The sequence below is a fragment of the Streptomyces sp. NPDC056738 genome (assembly GCF_042790435.1).
GTDB lineage: Bacteria > Actinomycetota > Actinomycetes > Streptomycetales > Streptomycetaceae > Streptomyces.
Genome location: NZ_JBHTZF010000001.1, coordinates 436,493 through 454,149 on the forward strand (window position 1 = coordinate 436,493; position 17,657 = coordinate 454,149).

General features: G+C 71.9%; 20 protein-coding genes. 13 read left to right on the forward strand and 7 right to left on the reverse strand.

Features of this window, described 5'->3' with window-relative positions; translation table 11 throughout:
- The first annotated feature begins 176 nt into the window (after window positions 1-176).
- On the forward strand, window positions 177-656 hold the full coding sequence (locus ACFRIC_RS01715) for an HIT family protein (protein WP_382778477.1): 480 nt from the start codon (window positions 177-179) through the stop codon (window positions 654-656).
- A gap of 106 nt (window positions 657-762) precedes the next feature.
- Here the strand turns inward: ACFRIC_RS01715 and ACFRIC_RS01720 are convergent, their stop codons facing one another.
- Window positions 763-1,146, reverse strand: coding sequence for a hypothetical protein (locus tag ACFRIC_RS01720; RefSeq protein ID WP_382778478.1), 384 nt, complete (start codon window positions 1,144-1,146; stop codon window positions 763-765).
- A gap of 285 nt (window positions 1,147-1,431) precedes the next feature.
- Here ACFRIC_RS01720 and ACFRIC_RS01725 point away from each other — a divergent pair, with 285 nt between their 5' ends.
- The 3 genes from ACFRIC_RS01725 (at window position 1,432) to ACFRIC_RS01735 (ending at window position 3,705) form a co-directional block, all read left to right on the forward strand.
- Window positions 1,432-1,920 (forward strand): hypothetical protein, encoded by a 489-nt coding sequence (locus tag ACFRIC_RS01725; protein WP_382778479.1) that lies wholly within the window; start codon window positions 1,432-1,434, stop codon window positions 1,918-1,920.
- A gap of 40 nt (window positions 1,921-1,960) precedes the next feature.
- On the forward strand, window positions 1,961-2,509 hold the full coding sequence (locus ACFRIC_RS01730) for an FABP family protein (protein ID WP_382778480.1): 549 nt from the start codon (window positions 1,961-1,963) through the stop codon (window positions 2,507-2,509).
- 299 nt (window positions 2,510-2,808) lie between these two features.
- A complete protein-coding gene (locus ACFRIC_RS01735) occupies window positions 2,809-3,705 on the forward strand; it encodes an NAD-dependent protein deacetylase (RefSeq protein WP_382778481.1) in 897 nt (298 codons plus the stop codon).
- 49 nt (window positions 3,706-3,754) lie between these two features.
- Here ACFRIC_RS01735 and ACFRIC_RS01740 read toward each other — a convergent pair whose 3' ends face one another.
- Both ACFRIC_RS01740 and ACFRIC_RS01745 read right to left on the reverse strand, forming a co-directional pair.
- Complete coding sequence (locus ACFRIC_RS01740; RefSeq protein ID WP_382778482.1) at window positions 3,755-4,111, reverse strand: hypothetical protein; 357 nt, start codon at window positions 4,109-4,111, stop codon at window positions 3,755-3,757.
- Window positions 4,112-4,198: 87 nt separating this feature from the next.
- Window positions 4,199-4,420, reverse strand: coding sequence for a hypothetical protein (locus ACFRIC_RS01745; RefSeq protein WP_382778483.1), 222 nt, complete (start codon window positions 4,418-4,420; stop codon window positions 4,199-4,201).
- A 119-nt stretch (window positions 4,421-4,539) separates the two neighbouring features.
- Here ACFRIC_RS01745 and ACFRIC_RS01750 point away from each other — a divergent pair, with 119 nt between their 5' ends.
- Window positions 4,540-4,794 (forward strand): lipopolysaccharide assembly protein LapA domain-containing protein, encoded by a 255-nt coding sequence (locus ACFRIC_RS01750; protein ID WP_382778484.1) that lies wholly within the window; start codon window positions 4,540-4,542, stop codon window positions 4,792-4,794.
- 94 nt (window positions 4,795-4,888) lie between these two features.
- Here ACFRIC_RS01750 and ACFRIC_RS01755 read toward each other — a convergent pair whose 3' ends face one another.
- Window positions 4,889-5,437 carry a DUF1062 domain-containing protein gene (locus tag ACFRIC_RS01755; protein ID WP_382778485.1) on the reverse strand — a complete coding sequence of 183 codons (549 nt, stop codon included), beginning with the start codon at window positions 5,435-5,437 and terminating at the stop codon, window positions 4,889-4,891.
- Between the two features lie 445 nt (window positions 5,438-5,882).
- Here ACFRIC_RS01755 and ACFRIC_RS01760 point away from each other — a divergent pair, with 445 nt between their 5' ends.
- The 7 genes from ACFRIC_RS01760 to ACFRIC_RS01790 all read left to right on the forward strand — a co-directional run bounded on the left by ACFRIC_RS01760 (window position 5,883) and on the right by ACFRIC_RS01790 (window position 12,964).
- A complete protein-coding gene (locus ACFRIC_RS01760; protein ID WP_382778486.1) occupies window positions 5,883-7,988 on the forward strand; it encodes an ATP-binding cassette domain-containing protein in 2,106 nt (701 codons plus the stop codon).
- Between the two features lie 171 nt (window positions 7,989-8,159).
- Entirely contained in the window at window positions 8,160-8,804 is a 645-nt protein-coding gene (locus ACFRIC_RS01765) for a DUF1707 domain-containing protein (RefSeq protein ID WP_382778487.1), read from the forward strand.
- A 100-nt stretch (window positions 8,805-8,904) separates the two neighbouring features.
- A complete protein-coding gene (locus ACFRIC_RS01770; RefSeq protein ID WP_382778488.1) occupies window positions 8,905-10,170 on the forward strand; it encodes an MFS transporter in 1,266 nt (421 codons plus the stop codon).
- Window positions 10,171-10,476: 306 nt separating this feature from the next.
- The gene (locus ACFRIC_RS01775) at window positions 10,477-10,968 is read left to right on the forward strand and encodes a sortase (protein WP_382778489.1); all 492 of its coding nucleotides are present in this window, start codon (window positions 10,477-10,479) and stop codon (window positions 10,966-10,968) included.
- Between the two features lie 199 nt (window positions 10,969-11,167).
- Window positions 11,168-11,743 (forward strand): class F sortase, encoded by a 576-nt coding sequence (locus ACFRIC_RS01780; protein WP_382778869.1) that lies wholly within the window; start codon window positions 11,168-11,170, stop codon window positions 11,741-11,743.
- A 227-nt stretch (window positions 11,744-11,970) separates the two neighbouring features.
- Entirely contained in the window at window positions 11,971-12,198 is a 228-nt protein-coding gene (locus ACFRIC_RS01785) for a hypothetical protein (protein WP_382778490.1), read from the forward strand.
- Between the two features lie 202 nt (window positions 12,199-12,400).
- Window positions 12,401-12,964, forward strand: a complete 564-nt coding sequence (locus tag ACFRIC_RS01790) for a hemerythrin domain-containing protein (protein WP_382778491.1) — start codon at window positions 12,401-12,403, stop codon at window positions 12,962-12,964.
- Window positions 12,965-13,059: 95 nt separating this feature from the next.
- Here ACFRIC_RS01790 and ACFRIC_RS01795 read toward each other — a convergent pair whose 3' ends face one another.
- On the reverse strand, window positions 13,060-13,593 hold the full coding sequence (locus tag ACFRIC_RS01795; RefSeq protein ID WP_382778492.1) for a hypothetical protein: 534 nt from the start codon (window positions 13,591-13,593) through the stop codon (window positions 13,060-13,062).
- A 362-nt stretch (window positions 13,594-13,955) separates the two neighbouring features.
- On the opposite strand from ACFRIC_RS01795, the gene ACFRIC_RS01800 reads away from it, so the two are divergent.
- The gene (locus ACFRIC_RS01800; RefSeq protein ID WP_382778871.1) at window positions 13,956-14,240 is read left to right on the forward strand and encodes an ANTAR domain-containing protein; all 285 of its coding nucleotides are present in this window, start codon (window positions 13,956-13,958) and stop codon (window positions 14,238-14,240) included.
- Window positions 14,241-14,306: 66 nt separating this feature from the next.
- Here the strand turns inward: ACFRIC_RS01800 and ACFRIC_RS01805 are convergent, their stop codons facing one another.
- Both ACFRIC_RS01805 and ACFRIC_RS01810 read right to left on the reverse strand, forming a co-directional pair.
- A complete protein-coding gene (locus ACFRIC_RS01805) occupies window positions 14,307-14,999 on the reverse strand; it encodes a GAP family protein (RefSeq protein WP_382778493.1) in 693 nt (230 codons plus the stop codon).
- A 157-nt stretch (window positions 15,000-15,156) separates the two neighbouring features.
- Entirely contained in the window at window positions 15,157-17,277 is a 2,121-nt protein-coding gene (locus ACFRIC_RS01810) for a SpoIIE family protein phosphatase (protein WP_382778494.1), read from the reverse strand.
- Window positions 17,278-17,657: the final 380 nt, after the last annotated feature.

Below are 17,657 nucleotides of genomic sequence, written 5' to 3' on the forward strand. Positions count from 1 at the left end.
CCCACCACGGAGGCCCCCCACCCGCGCACCCCGCGCGCCCCCCCCGGCCCCCACGACCCCCCCCCCCCCCCCCGCGCCGCCGGCACGCGGGCGCCGGGGCGCCGCGGCCCGTCGTGGGGCGATGGAGATTGAGGAGCGAAGAGCGGGCCTTGATCACCGTTGGCTAGGTTGGGGCCATGACGGGTGATTGGCGGACGGATCGGATCGGGGCCGCTCTACGGGGTGAGAACCCGACGGTGCTGCGGCGGCTCGAGTCGGGGTTCGCGGTGATCGGCGACGTTCAGTTCCTGCCGGGTTACTCGGTTCTCCTCGCGGATGACCCAGGTGTCGAGCGGCTGTCCGATCTGCCGAAGGCGAGGCGTCTGTCGTTCCTGTCCGACATGGACCGGCTCGGCGAAGCCGTCGAGCGCGTCTGCCGACGCCTGGACCCCGGCTTCCGCCGGGTCAACCTGGAGATCCTGGGGAACTCCGACCCGTTCCTGCATGCCCACGTCTGGCCACGGTTCGCGTGGGAGCCGGCCGAGTTGGTGGGCAAACCTGTATGGCTGTATCCGGGCAACCGGTGGAGGGACGAGGAGTTCCGGCTGGGGCCGCAGCATGACGTGTTGCGGGACAGGATCGGCGACGAACTGGATCGGTTGGGCTCGACGGTCTGACTGCGTGGGCAGCGCAAACGGCAGCGTCGCGACCGATTACACGAAGGCCACGGGCGGTGCCGACACTGACCTGCTGGAGGCGCTCCCGCTCATTGGGTCGGACGCCCTAGAAGGGCGGCCAGTCGGCACCGAGCGGCGGCACGGGGCGTATCCGTTCGCGCTTCTCGCCTCGGTCGTCGACAGGCCAGCGACCGTCGATGACGACGGCTGCCTCCCGGCACCCTGAGCAGGCCTCGTCCCAGTCGGGGAACCACGGATAGGGCGAGGGAACGATGCCCTCCTGCTCCATGCCGCACAAGGTCGTGCCGAAGTAGCCGTACGCATGAGAAACGCCAACGGGCGGTCCCGGCATGTCGGCCCACTCCCACCGCATGTCCACGGTCTCGTACCACGACCGGCTGATCAGCCCGGGGGCAGTCCCCAGCTCGGTCCACGCGTAGCACCAGGCGCAGAACCACCGCTCCCTCACCCGCGATTCCGTCGTCGGCACCTGTCGCATCTCGCACCCGCACACATCACACGTCACGGACCGATCCTTCCACCCACCCCTGACGAGACCGCTACGGCGTCGCTGCGACCAGCCCGGAGAAGGCCACGGACCGCACGCACGGGCAAGAGTGACGCCGCTTCGGCACGCTCGTAACAGGTCAAGGGGATGGGCGGGGTCCGGGTTCCTCGTCCACACGGTTGCGGCACACTGGAGGTCCTGTGCGGGCGGGGCCGGGGGGTCGCGATGGTCGGGTACGTGCGTCACGAGCTCATGGGGACCTGCACGGTGACGGCCGCCGCCGGTGTCGGTCTGGTGGTGGCCCTGCCCTTCCGCCCGCTGCCGGATGTGGAGCTCGAGGGGGATCTCGTCGCCTGGTCGGCGGGCATCCTCGTGGTCGTGTCGTGTCTCTCCGTCGCCATGGAATGGCGGAGTTTCCGGTCGGCGGTGCCGTTGCGGGATCCCGCAACGGTCTTGGCCCGCGAGCACGCGCCGCGGCCGCTCCTGTTCCACGGCGGGTTTTTCGCCTTCCTGCTGGTGATGACCCTGACGGCGGCCCTCGTGACGAACCCGCTGATTGCTCTGTGCGCGCTGCCTCTCGCGGCGCAGTCGCTGGTCAACGCCGTCTGTGCGATGTACTGGGAGCGGATTCACGGTCTGCGGATCTGGCGAGGCACCGCCCCGGAGCAGCCGCTGGGCAAGGGGCAGGTGTTCTACTCCTCCAGCCGGCCGCCGCGCCGCCGGGAGGATCACGATCTCCGGGCGGAGTACCACTAGGCTGCCAACCTGCACCGGCCTCAACCCTGGAGTGGATGTCATGGTCGACCCCTTCGGGAAGCACCCGTACCCCGACGCGTTCCGCCCGGACGACAAGCCCGCGCCGCACGCGCTGCTCGCCCCGGTGATCGGACTCCTCGGCACCTGGGCCGGACAGGGCCGCGGCGGCTACCCGACGCTCGACGAGGAGTTCGTCTACGCGCAGGAGGTCACCTTCAGCCACGACGGTCGGCCCTTCCTCCACTACGAAGCACGTGCCTGGCTGCTGGACCCGGACGGCTCTCCGCTGCGCCCGTCGGCCCGGGAGAGCGGCTGGTGGCGGATGCAGGCCGACGGACGCGTGGAGGCGTTGATCACGCAGCCCACCGGCATCGCGGAAATCCTGGTCGGGCGGGCCGCCGACGCTGCGGTGGATCTGACCACCGAGCAGGTGGCCCTCGCTCCCACGGCCAAGGAGGTCGTCGCCACGCGACGCCGCTACACCTTGGCGGACGCGGACACGCTGGACTTCCTCCATGACCTGGAGGCGGTCGGTCAGCCGTTGCAGCACCATCTTTCCGCGCGGCTCCGGCGGTCCGGCGAGAGCTGAGGAGCGGGCGGAACCGCTCACCGGTGCGGCGGCTGCCCGATGCGGGTGCCCATCACCGGGGCGGCCCGGGGCCAGAACCGGTCACCGGGGCCGCCCGACGCCGGAACCGCTCACTGCGGCCCGACCCCGGAGCCCGTCACCGGGGCCGCCTGACGCCGAACCACTCACTGCGGCCTGAGCCCGCAGCCCGTCACCGGGGCGGCCCGAGGCCAGAACCGCCGACCGGGCGGCCCGAGGCCGGGATCGGCGCGGCGCCCGCCTCCCCGTACACGGTGTCGTCGTATCCGTACCCTGGATGCATGCGCATGCGCCCCACCCTGACCTGGATCCCCTCCGGGGATCTCCCGCCCGGCACCACCGACCTGGAGCCGGTCGCCGCCGCGCTGCGCACCGGCGGTGTGCTGGTGCTCAGCGGGGCGGGCATCTCCACGGAGTCGGGCATCCCCGACTACCGGGGCGAGGGCGGGAGCCTGCGCCGGCACACCCCGATGACCTACCAGGACTTCACCGCCACCGCTCAGGCCCGGCGGCGGTACTGGGCGCGCAGCCACCTCGGCTGGCGGACCTTCGGCCGCGCCCGCCCCAACGACGGACACCGGGCCGTCGCCGCGTTCGGACGGCACGGCCTGCTCTCCGGAGTGATCACACAGAACGTCGACGGACTGCACCAGGCCGTCGGCAGTGAGGGTGTCGTGGAACTCCACGGAAGCCTTGAGCGGGTCGTCTGCCTCTCCTGCGGCGCCCGCACCCCGCGCCGCGAGCTCGCCCGCCTGCTGGAGGAGGCCAATCCCGGCTTCGCGCCGGTGGCCGCCGCCGTCAACCCGGACGGTGACGCCGACCTCACCGACGAGCAGGTCGGGGACTTCCACGTGGTCCCGTGCACGGTCTGCGGCGGCGTCCTCAAGCCGGACGTGGTCTTCTTCGGCGAGTCCGTCCCGCCGTCGCGGGTCGAGGAGTGCCGTCGGCTGGTCCGTGAGGCGACTTCGCTGCTGGTCCTGGGCTCCTCCCTGACGGTCATGTCCGGACTGCGGTTCGTCCGCCAGGCGGCCGATGCCGGGAAGCCGGTGCTGATCGTCAACCGGGACGCGACCCGGGGCGACCAGCACGCCCTCACCAGGGTCGCGCTCCCCCTGGGCACGGCCCTGACCACCGTGGCCGACCGGCTCGGCATCCCCTTGGACGAGACCGCGGCCTGACCCTGATGGGGTGACCGGCCGCCGCGGAGCCGCCGCGCGGGGGCGTGGTTCAGTGATCGCCCCGGAAGCGAGCGGCCCAACGGACCAGGGCCCTTCGCGAGCGGTGTGCACGGGAGCGGGCCGCTGGCGTGCGGTGCGCTGAACGCGCGCTGCCCGTCCCGCCCGCGCCGGGCTGCCCGTGGCCGTCGGGCGACAGGAGCGGCGCCTTGCGTTGCCTGTGTGCCTGAATCTCGACGTGAGCCGCGTGCGAGGTCGCGCGAAAGGCCTCTTCGTACGAGGCCAGGGCCGCGTTCACCGCCCCGCCGGCGAGACCCCTGGCGCGGACGCGGGCGGCGAGCCAGACCAGGAAGCCCAGGACCGAGGCGAGGCCGCCGAACATGACGGCGAAGGGCACGAGCGCATCCATGGGGTGAGGCTACTGGCCGATCGAAATCGGCTGGCGGCCGCACTGCCCGGCCCCTCGACGACCACACTCACCGATGAGGTACGGCGCTCATCCCCCCGCGCTCACAGCGCGGGCCCGCCTGCGCAGCTCCAGCCTGGCCGCGGGCATCCGGCCCGGCCCCGTCCAGAACGGATGCCACCACAGCCGGGCCGACAGCACCAGCAGACGACGGCGCAGCGCCGTGTTTCCGAGCGGGCGGGACCCGGCGAGGGCGTCATAGGTGCGACACCAGGCCACCTCCAGTTGGACCAGGTCGTGAGGGAAGGACATGTGCGACACGGACTCCATCGCTCTATTAGTTCACATGTTCGATTTCATGCTCAAGTCGACCCCCCACGCCCCAGACCCATCGAGTCGCCCGCTCGGATGAACAGCCGGATACTGGCTGTATGGCCCAGAAGACCGCGAAGGCACACGGGCCGTCCACCGTGACGGTCAAGGGGCGGGACTACCGGCTACGCAGCATCGGCTTCTTCGTGCTGGCAGCCCTCACGATCTGGTTCATCGCAGCCAATACCGGTTCGGTGACCATCCGACTCTGGATCCCTCAGGTCACCCTCCCCCTGTGGATCGTCCTGACCGTCACGCTTCTCGTCGGCATCCTCCTGGGGCTGCTGATCGCCTACCGCCGGGCACGCCGGTAGCTCGAGTTCCGCGTTCCGTCCTCGGTCGGGCCGCCCGGACCCGGGGCCTGCCCGACGGATCACGCCGGACAGGCCCACGCCGGCCCCGAGAGGCTCAGCGCTTGAGCGTGAAGGTGAAGTCGCCGGACACCTTGCCGCTCAGCCTGACCGCCGAGACGACCTTCCCCTCGTCCATCAGCCGCTCGACCTCGGCCCGCGACAGGCCGCAGCCGTCGGCGATCAGCCGGACCGGCCGGACGGGGATCCGCGCCGCGAAGCGGACCGCGACATCGATCACCTCGCGGCCCAGGTGATCCGAACCGCCGGTGTCGAGACGCCAGGCACCGTCCCAGTCGAGAGCGACGCGACTGCGGCGGCGCACGACCGGGTCCTGCAGCAACTCCGCCGCGAGGCCGGGGTCGTTGTCGTGCATCCGGTCCAGCAGGTCCGGTCGGATCGAGCGCACGTGCGCCCGCTCCAGGATCGTGAGCTTCGCCGTGTCCCCGCAGCCGACACAGAGCACGAGGAGCCAGGCGTCGAGGAGTTTGCGGTTCGCGTTGACACGGAACTTTCCGTCGGCCCGGAAACGCCCGGAGCCGCAGGCGTGGCATCGACGGAGAACGGTAGGCAGGCAGGTGGGCATGACCACCCAGCTATTGAGCACAGAAGTACACCGGTTTCAGTGAGAAGTCCGCAGCAAAAGGCAGCACGGCGCACGGATGCGACGCGCGACAGATCAGCGCTCGGGAGGTCTCACACGGTGTACAACGGGACGTCCTTGCCTAGACGAAGGGGCCGGGCAGCACGCTAGCGGCGGAGCGAGCCCCCACTCCACCGGTTTTTCGCACGCCCGACTCGACCGATCGCCCCGACCGTCCGGCTCGACACGACCACCCCCGCTGTGACGACCCCGACCGCCACCGGCCACCCCCACCCCCGGCGGCCGATACCCGACGTACGCCACATAGTCGCGCGCGAGTTGGGCAACCTCCCCAGATGGTGACGTCCAACCGATGGCGTGCGCCCACACGCAGAAGCGTCCTCCCGACGAGACCCGCCCGCGACCCGCGGTCCAGCGCACGCGGCCACAACGCGCGGGGAGGCGCGGTGTGTTGAGGTTCTTCGGCAAGGTGCGGCTCGCGGAGCCGGAAGTGTCCGATGCGGAGCGCGAGTTGTTCGGCGGTCCGTTGCGCTACGACATGGGCTGGTCCCAACACGAGCACGCGCGCCTCGACTTGACCATGCTGTCGGCACTGCGGTCCATGCCGACCCTGGTCGGGGCGACCTTGCGGATGGCATGGGGCACTGACCGCCGGGCCCTCATCGCGGTCGGCGTGAGCGAGATCGGGCAGGGTGTCGCCGCCGCCGTCGGGCTGCTCGCCGTGAACGCGGTGATGCACGCCCTGCTCGGGGCCGGCACCGCGGTCGAGCGGCTGCACGCCGTGATGCCGGGTCTGCTGGCCGCCGCCGCGATCGCCGTGGTCAACTCCGTACTGGCGGGCTGGTCCACGTCCCGGGCGGGCAGGCTCGAACCGCTCGTGGAGCGGATCGCCACCACCCAGTACCTGGCGGCCGCGGCCTCCGTCGAGCTGGAGGCCATCGACGACCCGGACTTCCGGCGGCTGATCGACATCGCCCAGTACGGCCCGGCGTCCGCCCGCCAGATGATCAGCGCCTCCGTGGCCGCGCTGAACAGCACCATCTCCTTGGTGGCCACGGCGGGCGTGCTCACGGTGCTGCACCCGGCGCTGCTGCCGATGCTCGTGCTCATCGCCGCCCCGCGCGGCTGGGGCGCGATGCGCGTGGCCCAGGAACGGTACGTGTCGGTGATCAGCTGGGTCGAGCACCTGCGGGCGAGCCGGCTCATCGGCAACCTCCTCACGGAACGAACCGCCGCCCAGGAGGTTCGTATCCACGGGGTCGGTCCCTTCCTGCTCAGCCGCTACGAACGTATGGCACGCAGCGCCGAGGCCGAGCAGGAACGGCTGGCCGCCGGCAAGGCGGTCACCGAGTGGGTGGCCTCCGCGCTGTCCGGACTGGCGATGGCCGGCACGTACGGAACCATGATCTGGCTGATCATGAGCGGGCACATGAGTCTGGCGGTGGCCGGCACGGCGGTGATCGCGGTCCGGTCCGGGTCGGCGAGCCTGGGCGCTCTGGTGATGAACGTCAACTCCCTGCACGAGGAGTCCTTGTACGTCCGCGACCACGGGCGCTTCCTGACCGAGGCGGCCGGGTACGCCATCCCCGAGACGGGCGCCCCGGTTCCGGAGCAGGTCAAGCAGATCACGCTCGACGAGGTCTCGTACCGCTACCCCGACCGCGAGGCTCCGGCGCTCGACCGGGTCACGCTCACCATCCCCATGGGCTCGGTCACAGCCGTCGTCGGCGAGAACGGCTCAGGCAAGAGCACCCTCATGAAGGTCCTCTCCGGCCTCCTGCTCCCCCAGGGAGGGACGGTCCGCTGGGGTGAGCTGGACGTCACCGGGCTCAGACGCTCACAGGTCTTCGAGCGCGTCGCCCTGCTCACGCAGGACTTCCAGCGTTGGCCCGTGACGGCGGCGATGAACATCCGGATCGGCCGTCCCGAAGTCGAGGCGACGGACGACGACCTGTGGGAGTCCGTCGACTACGCGGGGGCGGGCCCGGTCGTCTCCCGACTCCCGGACGGGATGCGGAGTCTGCTGGCCCGGGTGTTCCGCGGGGCCATCGAACTCTCTGGCGGCGAGTGGCAGAAGGTCGGTCTGGCCCGCACGCACTGGCGCAGCTCCACCTCGCGGGCGGACAGCATCCTCATCGTGGACGAGCCGACGTCCGCGCTCGATCCGGAGGCCGAGATCGCGGCGTTCGACCGCATCCGCGGACTCGCCGCCCCGCACCGGGCCGTCGTCCTCGTCACCCACCGCATGTCCGGGGTCCGCCACTCCGACCGCATCTACGTCCTGCACCAGGGGCGGCTGGTCGAGGAGGGCGGCCACGACGAACTCATGGCGGCCCAGGGCCGCTACGCGGCGATGTTCGCGGCCCAGGCAGCCCAGTACGCCCCCACCCTCACCATCCCGCACCCCGCCACACCCCCCTCACCCGACGCATCCGCCCCGCCCGACTCATCTGTCCCACCCGACTTATCCGACCCACCCGGCTCACCACCATCGCGCAGCTCATCCGACCCACCCGGCTCACCCGACTCACCGGCCGTGGCGGACCCGGCCTGACTCCGCGAGAGGAAACGAGCGGACGGGCGGTCGTTCCTGTTCCGTTCCGACGGTCCCGCGACCCTGGACGAGACACCGACCGGGGGTCCCGGTGTCGCGATATAGCGTTAGTCTTCTCCTCGCGTCGCGCCCGCGTCGCGCGGAGTCGTTCGACAGGATCAGGACGGAAGCATGTCGGGAGAGATCGCGCCCACCGGGAAGCCCGCCGGCCCCGGCTCGTCGCCCGAGCTGCGTGCCTCGCACGCGGACCGGGACCGGGTGGTGGACGTGCTGCGCATCGCGGCCGGGGACGGCCTGCTAACCGCGGACGAGCTGGACGAACGCCTGGAAGCCGCCCTGTCGGCGAGGACCTTGGGCGAACTGGCCGGGCTCACCGTCGACCTGCCGTCCGTCGGCGCCGCCGCGGCGGAGGCCAAGGACAGTGTCCGGATCGAGCAGGTCCACAGCGGCGCGGTCGAACGCGTGGGGCGCTGGGTCGTGCCGCGGAGGCTGCAGCTCGCGGTGACGTACTGCGAGGTGACGCTCGACTTCAGCGAGGCCGTGATCACGCACGACACGCTGCGCGTCGACGTCGGCATGGTGGGCAAGACCCTGACGCTGGTCACGCGGCCGGGGGTCGTGGTCGACACCGACGGTCTGCGGCTGGTGCACTGCAGGGTCAAACACCGTCCGGCTCCGGGGCAGCCGGACACCCCGGTCGTCCTGCGGGTCGAGCTGGTCGGCGAGAAGGCTCACGGCCGCGTGGTGGTGCGTCCGCCGCGCCGCACATTCGGACAGTGGCTGCTGCGCAGGCCCGCGGACGCTGCCCGCCGGTAATTGCAGGTGACCTGCGGGGACGGCACTGCTTACCATCGGGCGCTGCAGTCCGTGTCCGCTGTCCCTGATCGGTCGTCTCGTGAAGTCTTTGGTTCCTGGTGTGCTGCGTGATGAACCGCAGTTCGCCCGCCTGTTCATCGGGCAGTCCCTGTCGGTGCTGGGCGACCGTGTGTCGTTCGTGGCCGTGCCCTTCGCCGTGCTCTCGGTGGGCGGGTCCGCCTCCGACGTCGGGCTGCTCGCGGCCGCGGGCCTCGCGCCCATGCTGCTGTTCGCCCTGGTGGGCGGGGTGTGGGCGGACCGCTTCCGGCGCCACCGCATCATGCTCGTCTCGGACCTGGTGCGCTGCGCCGTGCAGGGGCTCGCCGCCGTCCTGCTGCTGACCGGCGTCGCCGAGGTCCGGCATCTGGTGCTGCTGATGGTCGTGTTCGGCACGGCCGACGCGTTCTTCATGCCCGCGGCCACAGGACTGATACCCCTGGTCGTCGGCGCCGACCGGCTGCGGGAGGCGAACGCCCTGCGCGGTTTCGTCCAGTCGGCGAGTCTGGTGGCCGGTCCGGCCGTGGCCGGGATCCTGGTGGCGGCGGCGGGACCCGGCGGTGCCCTGGCGGTGGACGCGCTGACCTTCGCGGCCAGTGCCGCGTTCCTGGCCCGGCTGACCCCCCGCGCGATGACACCCGGGACGGCGCAGGCGGCCCCGGGCGGAAAGTTTCTCGGGGAGCTGCGCGCCGGCTGGACGCAGGTACGAAGCCGGGCGTGGGTGTGGTCCGGCATGGCGGCGATATCCGTCTACCACGTCGTCGTGCTGCCGTCGGTGTTCGTGCTGGGGCCCGTCCTCGCGGAGCGCGAGTGGGGTGGCGCGGCCGCCTGGTCGATCGTGACGGCCGGCTTCGGTATCGGCTCCATCGTCGGTGACGTCGTCGCCTACCGGGTCAAGGTCAGGCATCCGATGGCACTCGCCGCCGCGGCGCTGGCGGTGGGCTCCTGCCAGGCGGTCATCATCGGGTCCGGCGCGCCCGTCGCCGTGATAGCCGTCCTCGAAGCGATCACCGGCGTCGGTGTCTCCCTCTACTTCGTCATCTGGGAGACCGCGCTGGGGACGCACATCCCCGAGGCCGCCTTGTCCCGGGTGAGTTCGTACGACTATCTGCTGTCGACAGGGCTCATGCCGCTGGGCCTCGTGCTCGCCGGCCCCATCTCCGACTCCTTCGGCGTGCGGCCCACGCTGTACGCGATGACGCTCGTCGCCGTCCCCGCGTCGCTCGCGCTGCTGTGTGTTCCCGCCGTACGACGTCTCCCCGCGCACGCCCCGGCCCCGACCGGCGACGGTGACGTCGTCCGCACCGCTCCGGAGGCCGGCGTCGCGTGAAGCGGGCGGCGGGGAGCGGTGGCCCGACGGCCGCCGGGCAGGGGCACGGGTGGCCGTGCCCCCTTGGCCCGTTCGGGGATGAAGACCGTTAGCCCATCCGTTTCCTGTGGTGAGACGGCCGTCGGCGCGCGTCCGCTTCGGGGACCTGCGCAAACGCTCCCGCGGGCGGCGGCAAGCCCGCTGCCCGGGTGACTCCTGGGCCGAATCCTCCTGTTGCGGAGCTGACGGAGCGTCGGTTTTCTCGTCGCAGGAGATCACAGGAGCGCCGAGCGGACAGGTCGGCCACTGCTTTGTCGGAGGATTCCCTTGCGAAACACACACGTTGGCGTCGGTGTCGGACTGCTCCTCGGCGTCCTGGCTCTGCAGAGCCCGGCCGCCGTGGCCGCCGGTGACACGGAACTCCGTATCGACCCGGGCAGCGCGGCGCCGGGCTCGACGGTCACGGTCACGACCACCGCCTGCGGCCCGGATGTGACGTACGGCAAGGGCGAGTCGGCGGTAGGGGGTCAGTTCCACATGTTCGGCGGCACCCGCAAGGGCGTGCTCGTCGGTGAGTTCACGATCCCGGCCGAGGGAGCGTCCGGCACCGACACCGTCACCGTGAAGTGCCCGCCCCGGATCAAGCTCACGGACACGTACGAGATCGCGGACCAGCAGCCGAACGGCGCCATCCACGCCGGGTTCGGAGACGCCCAGGACACCAACACCCAGGTCGCCATGGGCGGTGCGCTGATCACCGCGGCCGCGGCCGGGGCGCTGTACCGGATCCGCCGACGCGCGCACGGCGCCCGGCCCTGACCCTCCGCTCCGGCCGCCCAGGCCCCCGACCCCGTTCCCCGCACGGTGGGAGCGGACCCCATCCGGCTCCCTCCAGGCAAGAGGCCCGACGTTGAAGGAATCCAGGGACAAGGCCGACGCGCCGACGCGCACGTTCGTCCCACCAGTCACGTTTCTGATCGTGGCCCTGGTGGCGGGCGTCCTGCTGGTGCTCGGCACGATGGTCGACAGGCGGCCCCCGCAGCCCTCGGCCGACCAGGCCTTCCCCACCCCGCCGGCGGGTCATGCCGCCCCGCCGGCACACCGCGCCGCCCCGCCACTGCCTCGCTCCGAGCCCGTGCGCATCCGGATCCCCGAGATCGGTGTGAACGCCTCCCTGGCACGGCTGGGCCTCGACCGGGCGGGGGCTCTGCGGCCCCCGCCCGACGGCGCGCCCGATGTCGCCGGCTGGTACGGCGGGGGCACCGCACCGGGCTCGCGCGGCACGGCCGTGACCACGGGACACGTGGACACCCGTGACGGAGACACCGGCGTGTTCTACCGGCTCGGCGCCCTCACCAAGGGCGAGACGATCGAGATCAACCGGGCGGACGGCCGCACCGCCGTCTTCACGGTGGACGCCGTGGAGGTCTACGACAAGGACCGGTTCCCCGACAAGAAGGTCTACGGCAGCACGGGCCGGCCCGAACTCCGTGTGATCACCTGCGGCGGCGGGGCCGGGGACGGCGGATACCGCGGCAATGTCGTGGTGTACGCGACCCTCACCGGCTCGCACCGGACCGAGGTCCACACCTGACGAGGTGGCGCGCCACGCCGCCTGGCCCCGGTGAACAGCCGTCCTGGACGCTCTGGAACCCCTGCACGCCCAGGCCGAGAGCGACCGTCCGAGCAGTGGCCGGTCGACCGCTCCGCCCCCTGCGGGCACCCGACGGTTGATTTGCCCGCGTCAGCGGGGGAACTCGACGGGGGCTCGTCGGACGGTGTCTGTCGGAGGACAGGCAAGGCAGGAAGCGAGGTCGGCTCGTGGAGTACGAGTTGCGCGCGGAGTACGCGGAAGGCGCCCCGCCCGGGTCGGTCGGCTCCCGCATCGGGCTGTGGCACATGACAGGGGCGGGCGAACGCGTCTCGCTCTGCGGGCGGCGGCTCGATCCGGCCGCCTGGACCCAGCCGCCCACGGCCTGGGGCACCCCCGCGTCCGATCCCTTCTGCCCCGAGTGCGGGGTGAAGTATCTGCGCATGGGCGTGGGCTGATGCGTGTCTCGGCGGGCCCGGCCGGATCGGCCCGGGCGACACGGAGCGGCTTCGCTGGTGCCCCCGTGCGACGAAATCGAACGTCCGCGGCCTGCCGGTCCCCCCGTCGGCCGCGAGCTCGTGTCAACCGGCGACCGATGGGCACCCGGAGGCACCAGACGGACCATCCAGGAGCCGTCACCACGCCGGAGAGGTGGAGGACATGGGGCACGGTGGAAACGTCATCGACGAGCTGACGACCGATCATCGGGAGGTCGAGGAGATCTTCGGGCGCATCGACCGGTGCGCGCCCGGCGACAAGGACCGGAAGGTCTACGCGGACCAGGTGACGATGGAACTCGTACGTCACTCGGTGGCCGAGGAGGCCTACCTGTACCCGGCCGTGCGCCGGCACGTGCCGAACGGTGACGCGATGGCCGACCGCGAGACCGACGACCACTCCAAGGCCGAGCAGATCATGAAGGACCTGGAGAGCTACGAGGCGGACGACCCCGAGTTCGACCGGCTCCTCGCGACCCTGATGATCGAGATCCGCGCTCACATCGCCGACGAGGAGCAGAACCTCTTCCCGATGCTGCGCGCCGCGTGCCCTCCGGAAGCCCTGGACGATCTCGGGGACAAGGTGCGCCAGGCGAAGAAGGTGGCCCCCACCCGCCCGCACCCGTCGGCCCCCGACTCGCCGCCCGCCAACAAGCTCCTGGCACCGGGTATGGGCATGGTCGACCGGCTGCGCGACGCGCTGAGCGGCCGGGGCAAACTCGACTGAGAGCCGGCACCACGAACCCAGGACGCCCTGGCCGCCCGTACGACGTCGCGTCGCGTACGGGGGTCCAGGGCGCCCGTACACATCGGCGCCGCCCTTCAGACGACGAGCGCGCGGCCCTGTCCCAGACGGCCGGCGAGCTCCTCGTGATGGAGCGCCGCCACCGGGGCGAGCAGGTCGGGGTGGCGCAGCAGTGCCGCGGCTCGCCGGTCGCCGTCGTCCGGCGCCCTCAGACGCCCGAATGCCACGGGCGCGACCCTCACATGCTCCCCCTCGGCGAGCGCGGCGACCGCCAGATCGGCCAGCCGGGCGTCGGCGAGGAGGGACGCGGCCCAGCTCACCACGGCCTCGTCCACCCACGTACGCCAGGCGTCGTCGTCCGCCTCGCCACCGTCCTGACCGGTCAGGTCCGAGCCGACGACCATGTCGAGGTTTCCTGCGCCTCCCGGGCCCGCCATCGCCACCAGCGCGGCGTCCATCGGCGTCGGATACCGCAGCCATGCGGCGACGGTCACGGCCTGACGGGCCTGGGCCTCGCAGAGCGCGGACGCGAACGGCCCGCCGCAGGCCGGGTAGGCACGCGTCAGCCATTCCGTGGCGGCCGCGATGAGCGGGGAGAGATCTGCGAGCACTGCCGGCCCTCCGGGAGCTGCCGAGAAGAGTGAGTCACCTTCGACGCACGGTAGCTCCGGCCGGCGGCGACGCGATGTGGCGCAGCCCTCGGCGACGAGGTGGGATGCGACACAGGTTGCGCCACAGGTGTCTTTGTCGGCGAGCCGAGCTTCCCCAGCATCTGGACTCACCGGCCGGGCCGATCCGCGCGTCTCGATGTCCCGCGCCGAGCTTTCACCCGCCGTATCCGGGCATGCGGGCAAGGACATGGGCGAGCGGACAAGCCCGAACCGGAGACCAGACCGCGGAGGAAACGGTGGGTGGGGGCGACGAGGTGGACTCGACCTCTTCGACGTCGTCGGAGGCATGCGTCGCGGCGCGCCTGAAGGAGCTGGAGGGGGAGAACGTCCAGCTCCAGGAGGCGCTGCGGTCGCACGCCGTGGTGGATCAGGCGATCGGCGTCGTGCTGGCCCTGGGCGGGCTGACGCCGCACGAGGGGTGGGATGTGCTGCGGACGGTCTCGCAGCGGACGAACACGAAGCTGCGGAGCGTGGCGGAACTGCTCATCGAGTGGGTCAGGACCAAGGAACTGCGCGCCGACATCCGCACCGAGCTGGAGCGGCAGCTAGCACGGATCCCCGCCCATCGGCAGGCGGACACCCTGTGACCGCAGAGACCTGTGACCACCGCGGTCGGCCTCTCCACGGCTTCGCCCGCCCGGCCGGCGGAGGGCTCAGCGGCCGAGGCCGGACAGCCCGTCCCCGAGGACGTTGGCGCCCAGGAGCAGCAGCACGATCACCGTGATGACGGTGCTGTTGGTGACCATGAACCCTCTGACGGTGTCCAGGAAGGACGCGGCGCGTCGCCCTCCGCCGAGTTGGAGGGCGACGGAGCCCAGGACCGTGCAGGAGGCGATGAGGACGTAGACGGCGACGGCCGCGACGAGACCGACGTCGTGCGCCCCGGCTTCGACGATCGCCGTGGTGGCCGAGGCGGTCAGGACGAGGTTCTTCGGATTGGCTCCCGACAGCATGGCGCCCAGCAGCAGCGCCCGCCCGGCGGTGGCGTCTTCGAGGGAGGCCATCCAGCGTGGCTCGTCCGCCTGCTCGCCGCCACGCGGGCGTCTCCACCACGTGCGCACGCCCAGCACGACAAGGGCTCCCCCGGCGACGACCCGCCCCCAGTCCGCGATCGCCGACGAGGTGCTGTCCGGGTCGTCGGCCCCGCCGAAGAGCAGCGCGACGAGCGTCGCCGCGATCGTGAGGCCCGTGATCCAGCCGACCGCGAACAGCAGGCCGTTGCGGCGGCCGTGCGTGCCGGACAGGATCAGGATGATCCCGATCAGCGGGAAGGGACTGAGCGCGACCGCCAGCGCGGCCGGGAGCATCGCCCCCATCGCCTGGCCGAGCACGGGCTCCCCTTCCACATCGCGCGAATTCCACGTCGTACGACGTGCCATCGTCGTACGACCGGGACGGCACCCTTCGTGGAAGTCATCCCGATGCTGCCCCAGCGAGGGGCCACGCGCCTTTCGAACGCGCCGACGTCACCCGTCTGCGGAAGGCTCGCCTCCGGCCCTTCGGTCATGGGCCTCTGGCTTCGCCGGCCTTCAGGAGCAGCACGGCGATGTCGTCGGTCGGCAGGCCGTGGGGCCAGGAGTGGTGGATCAGCTCGTCTATGAGCCGGGCCGGGCGTGACGGGCCCGCGAGGAGCTGCGCGAGCTCACCGGTCAACCGGTCGAGGTCGGTGCCGTGCACTTCGACCAGTCCGTCGGTGTACAGGGCGAGGGTCGTGCCCGGGGGCATCGGAACCGTGGTGATCGGGTACGGGAGGTCGACGCCGATGCCGAGCAACGGACCCGGCTCGATCTCCAGCACGACGGGGCGTTCGCCGGGCCGGTGGAGCAGCGGTGGAACGTGGCCGGCGCTGGCCAGGCTCATCCGCCCGTGAGCGAGGTCGATGTGCGCGTACAGACAGGAGACGAGGAGATCGGGCTCCAGGTCGGCGAGGACGCGGTTGGTGCGGGAGAGCACTTCGTCGGGCCGCTCGCCCGCGGTGGCGTGGACGGCCGTACGGACCTGTCCCATGAGGGCGGCGGCCGCCATGTTGTGTCCCTGGACGTCGCCGATGACGGCCGCCGCGGTCGTGTGGTCGAGCCGGATGAGGTCGTAGAAGTCGCCGCCCACATCCATGCCGTGGCCCGCGGGGAGATAGCGCGCCGCCACCTCCAGTCCGCCGAGGGTGGGCAGGCTGCGCGGGAGGAGTGCCTGCTGGAGCGTGTGGGCCAGGTCGAGCTTGGCGTCGTAGAGGCGCGCCCGGTCGAGGGCCTGGGCGACGAGTCCGCCGAGCGACGTGAGGATGGCCCGGTCGTCGGCGGTGAAGGTGTGGGGGCGGGCGTAGGTGAGGATGCAGCAGCCGACGGGCCGGGCGTCGACGATGAGCGGGAGGAAGGCCCAGGCCTGCTTTCCGCTGATCCGTGGCGCGGCAGGATAGTCGCGTGCGAGTTCGTCGGGGTCGGAGAAGAAGAGGGGGATGCCCCTGAGCAGCGCCTCTCCGGCGGGCGTCAGGCTGGTGCCGACGGGAAGGCCGTCGAGGCGTTCGATGGTCTCCGCGTCGTAGCCGTGGTGGCCCATGATCCTCAGGCGTCCGGCGTCCGCCGCGGACAGGACCATGCCGTCGGCCCCGAACGCGGGCAGGATCTGGACGGCGACCAGGTCGACGACATCCTGCACGCCGACCACGTCCGTGAGGGCCGCCGCGAGATGCACGAGCTGGTACAGACGGCCGACGGACGCACCGGGCGTCGCCGGAGAGGCCGCCCTCGGCGAGTCGCCGGGCCCGGAACGGCGAGCGTCGAGGCGGACGCTGATGCCGCTGGCGTCGGGGTGGAGTTCGATGTCGAGCCAGGTGTCCGGCGGTCGCAGAACGGTGAAGCCGACGGGCTCGCGGCTGATGACCGCGGTGCGGTAGTGGTCCTCGACGAAGGCCTGGTCCATCCAGGGCAGGGACTGCCAGGGCCTGGTTCCCAGGAGGCGGCTGACGCGGCGGCCCAGGAGGGACGCGGCCCGGCCGGTGATGAAGGTGATCCTGCCCTGCAGGTCGAGGGCGAGGAAGCCCTCGGGCAGCCGTTCCAGGAGATCGGCGGGTGCGTCGGTGGACAGGGCGAAGCGCTCGGAGGCGCCGTCCAGGGGGATCATGAGGGGCTCGTCCGGTGGTACGAACGCTCTGCCGGCGTCCTCGATGACCCGGGCGATCCGTCGGCCGTGGGCGGCGAAGTTCCCCCTTTCCCTCGGCGAGGCCCGCCCGGAATGGGCGGCCGGCCAGAACAGGAACAGCGCGCCCCAGCTTCGGCTGCGGCCGGAGAGCGGCGCCGAGGCCAGTGCGTACTGGTAGGGCAGCGCCGCCGCGGTCTGCGGATAGGAGAGAGCCATCTCCCCCTGCGAGCCAACCCACACGACACGGTCGTCACGGAACGCCTCGGCGACCGGGACCGAGGCGGACACGGGCACCTGCCACCAGGAGTCGGCGACGTCGGCAGGGAGCCCGCAGCCCACCGTCAGTCGCAGATTCTCCCCGGTTCCGTCCACGAGGTAGACGCCTCCGCCGGACGCTCCCGTACGACGGACGGCCAGGGCCACCGACTCCGCCAGCGGCCCGATACCACTCGCCTTTCCGGCGGGCCCCTTGCCCGCAGGGCTCGACATCCCCGCACGACCAGGCATCCCCGCAGGGCCGGCCTTCCCGGCTGGGCCCGGCTCCGCGGCGGGGCTCGCCGGCCCGGCAGGGCTCGGCTCCGCGGCAGGGCGCGCCTCCCCAGGGCTCGGCTCCGCGGCAGCGCTCGACGTGCCGGCCTCGGCAGGGCTCGACGTGCCCGTGCGGATCGTCTCCTCGGCGCGGCCGGGATTCACCCTTCTCGGGTCGGTCGACACAGCGGCGAACCTCCTCCGCAGCCACCCTCGACGGTCAGGTTCGCGTGCCCCGGCACGCTCACAGGGCTGCGGCACGCTCCTGTCGGCCTACCCGTCCGGCCACCAGGTGCGCGCGATGTCCTTTCGGACCTCGGGACGCGGACGCTGCTCGGCTT

Bases quoted from the DNA above. Each gene is read 5' to 3' on its own strand.
- ACFRIC_RS01715 (WP_382778477.1), top strand. From the start codon at position 177: ATGACGGGTGATTGGCGGACGGATCGGATCGGGGCCGCTCTACGGGGT.
- ACFRIC_RS01730 (WP_382778480.1), top strand. From the start codon at position 1,961: ATGGTCGACCCCTTCGGGAAGCACCCGTACCCCGACGCGTTCCGCCCG.
- ACFRIC_RS01735 (WP_382778481.1), top strand. From the start codon at position 2,809: ATGCGCATGCGCCCCACCCTGACCTGGATCCCCTCCGGGGATCTCCCG.
- ACFRIC_RS01740 (WP_382778482.1), bottom strand. From the start codon at position 4,111: ATGGATGCGCTCGTGCCCTTCGCCGTCATGTTCGGCGGCCTCGCCTCG.
- ACFRIC_RS01745 (WP_382778483.1), bottom strand. From the start codon at position 4,420: ATGTCCTTCCCTCACGACCTGGTCCAACTGGAGGTGGCCTGGTGTCGC.
- ACFRIC_RS01750 (WP_382778484.1), top strand. From the start codon at position 4,540: ATGGCCCAGAAGACCGCGAAGGCACACGGGCCGTCCACCGTGACGGTC.
- ACFRIC_RS01765 (WP_382778487.1), top strand. From the start codon at position 8,160: ATGTCGGGAGAGATCGCGCCCACCGGGAAGCCCGCCGGCCCCGGCTCG.
- ACFRIC_RS01780 (WP_382778869.1), top strand. From the start codon at position 11,168: ATGGTCGACAGGCGGCCCCCGCAGCCCTCGGCCGACCAGGCCTTCCCC.
- ACFRIC_RS01790 (WP_382778491.1), top strand. From the start codon at position 12,401: ATGGGGCACGGTGGAAACGTCATCGACGAGCTGACGACCGATCATCGG.
- ACFRIC_RS01810 (WP_382778494.1), bottom strand. From the start codon at position 17,277: ATGTCGAGCCCTGCGGGCAAGGGGCCCGCCGGAAAGGCGAGTGGTATC.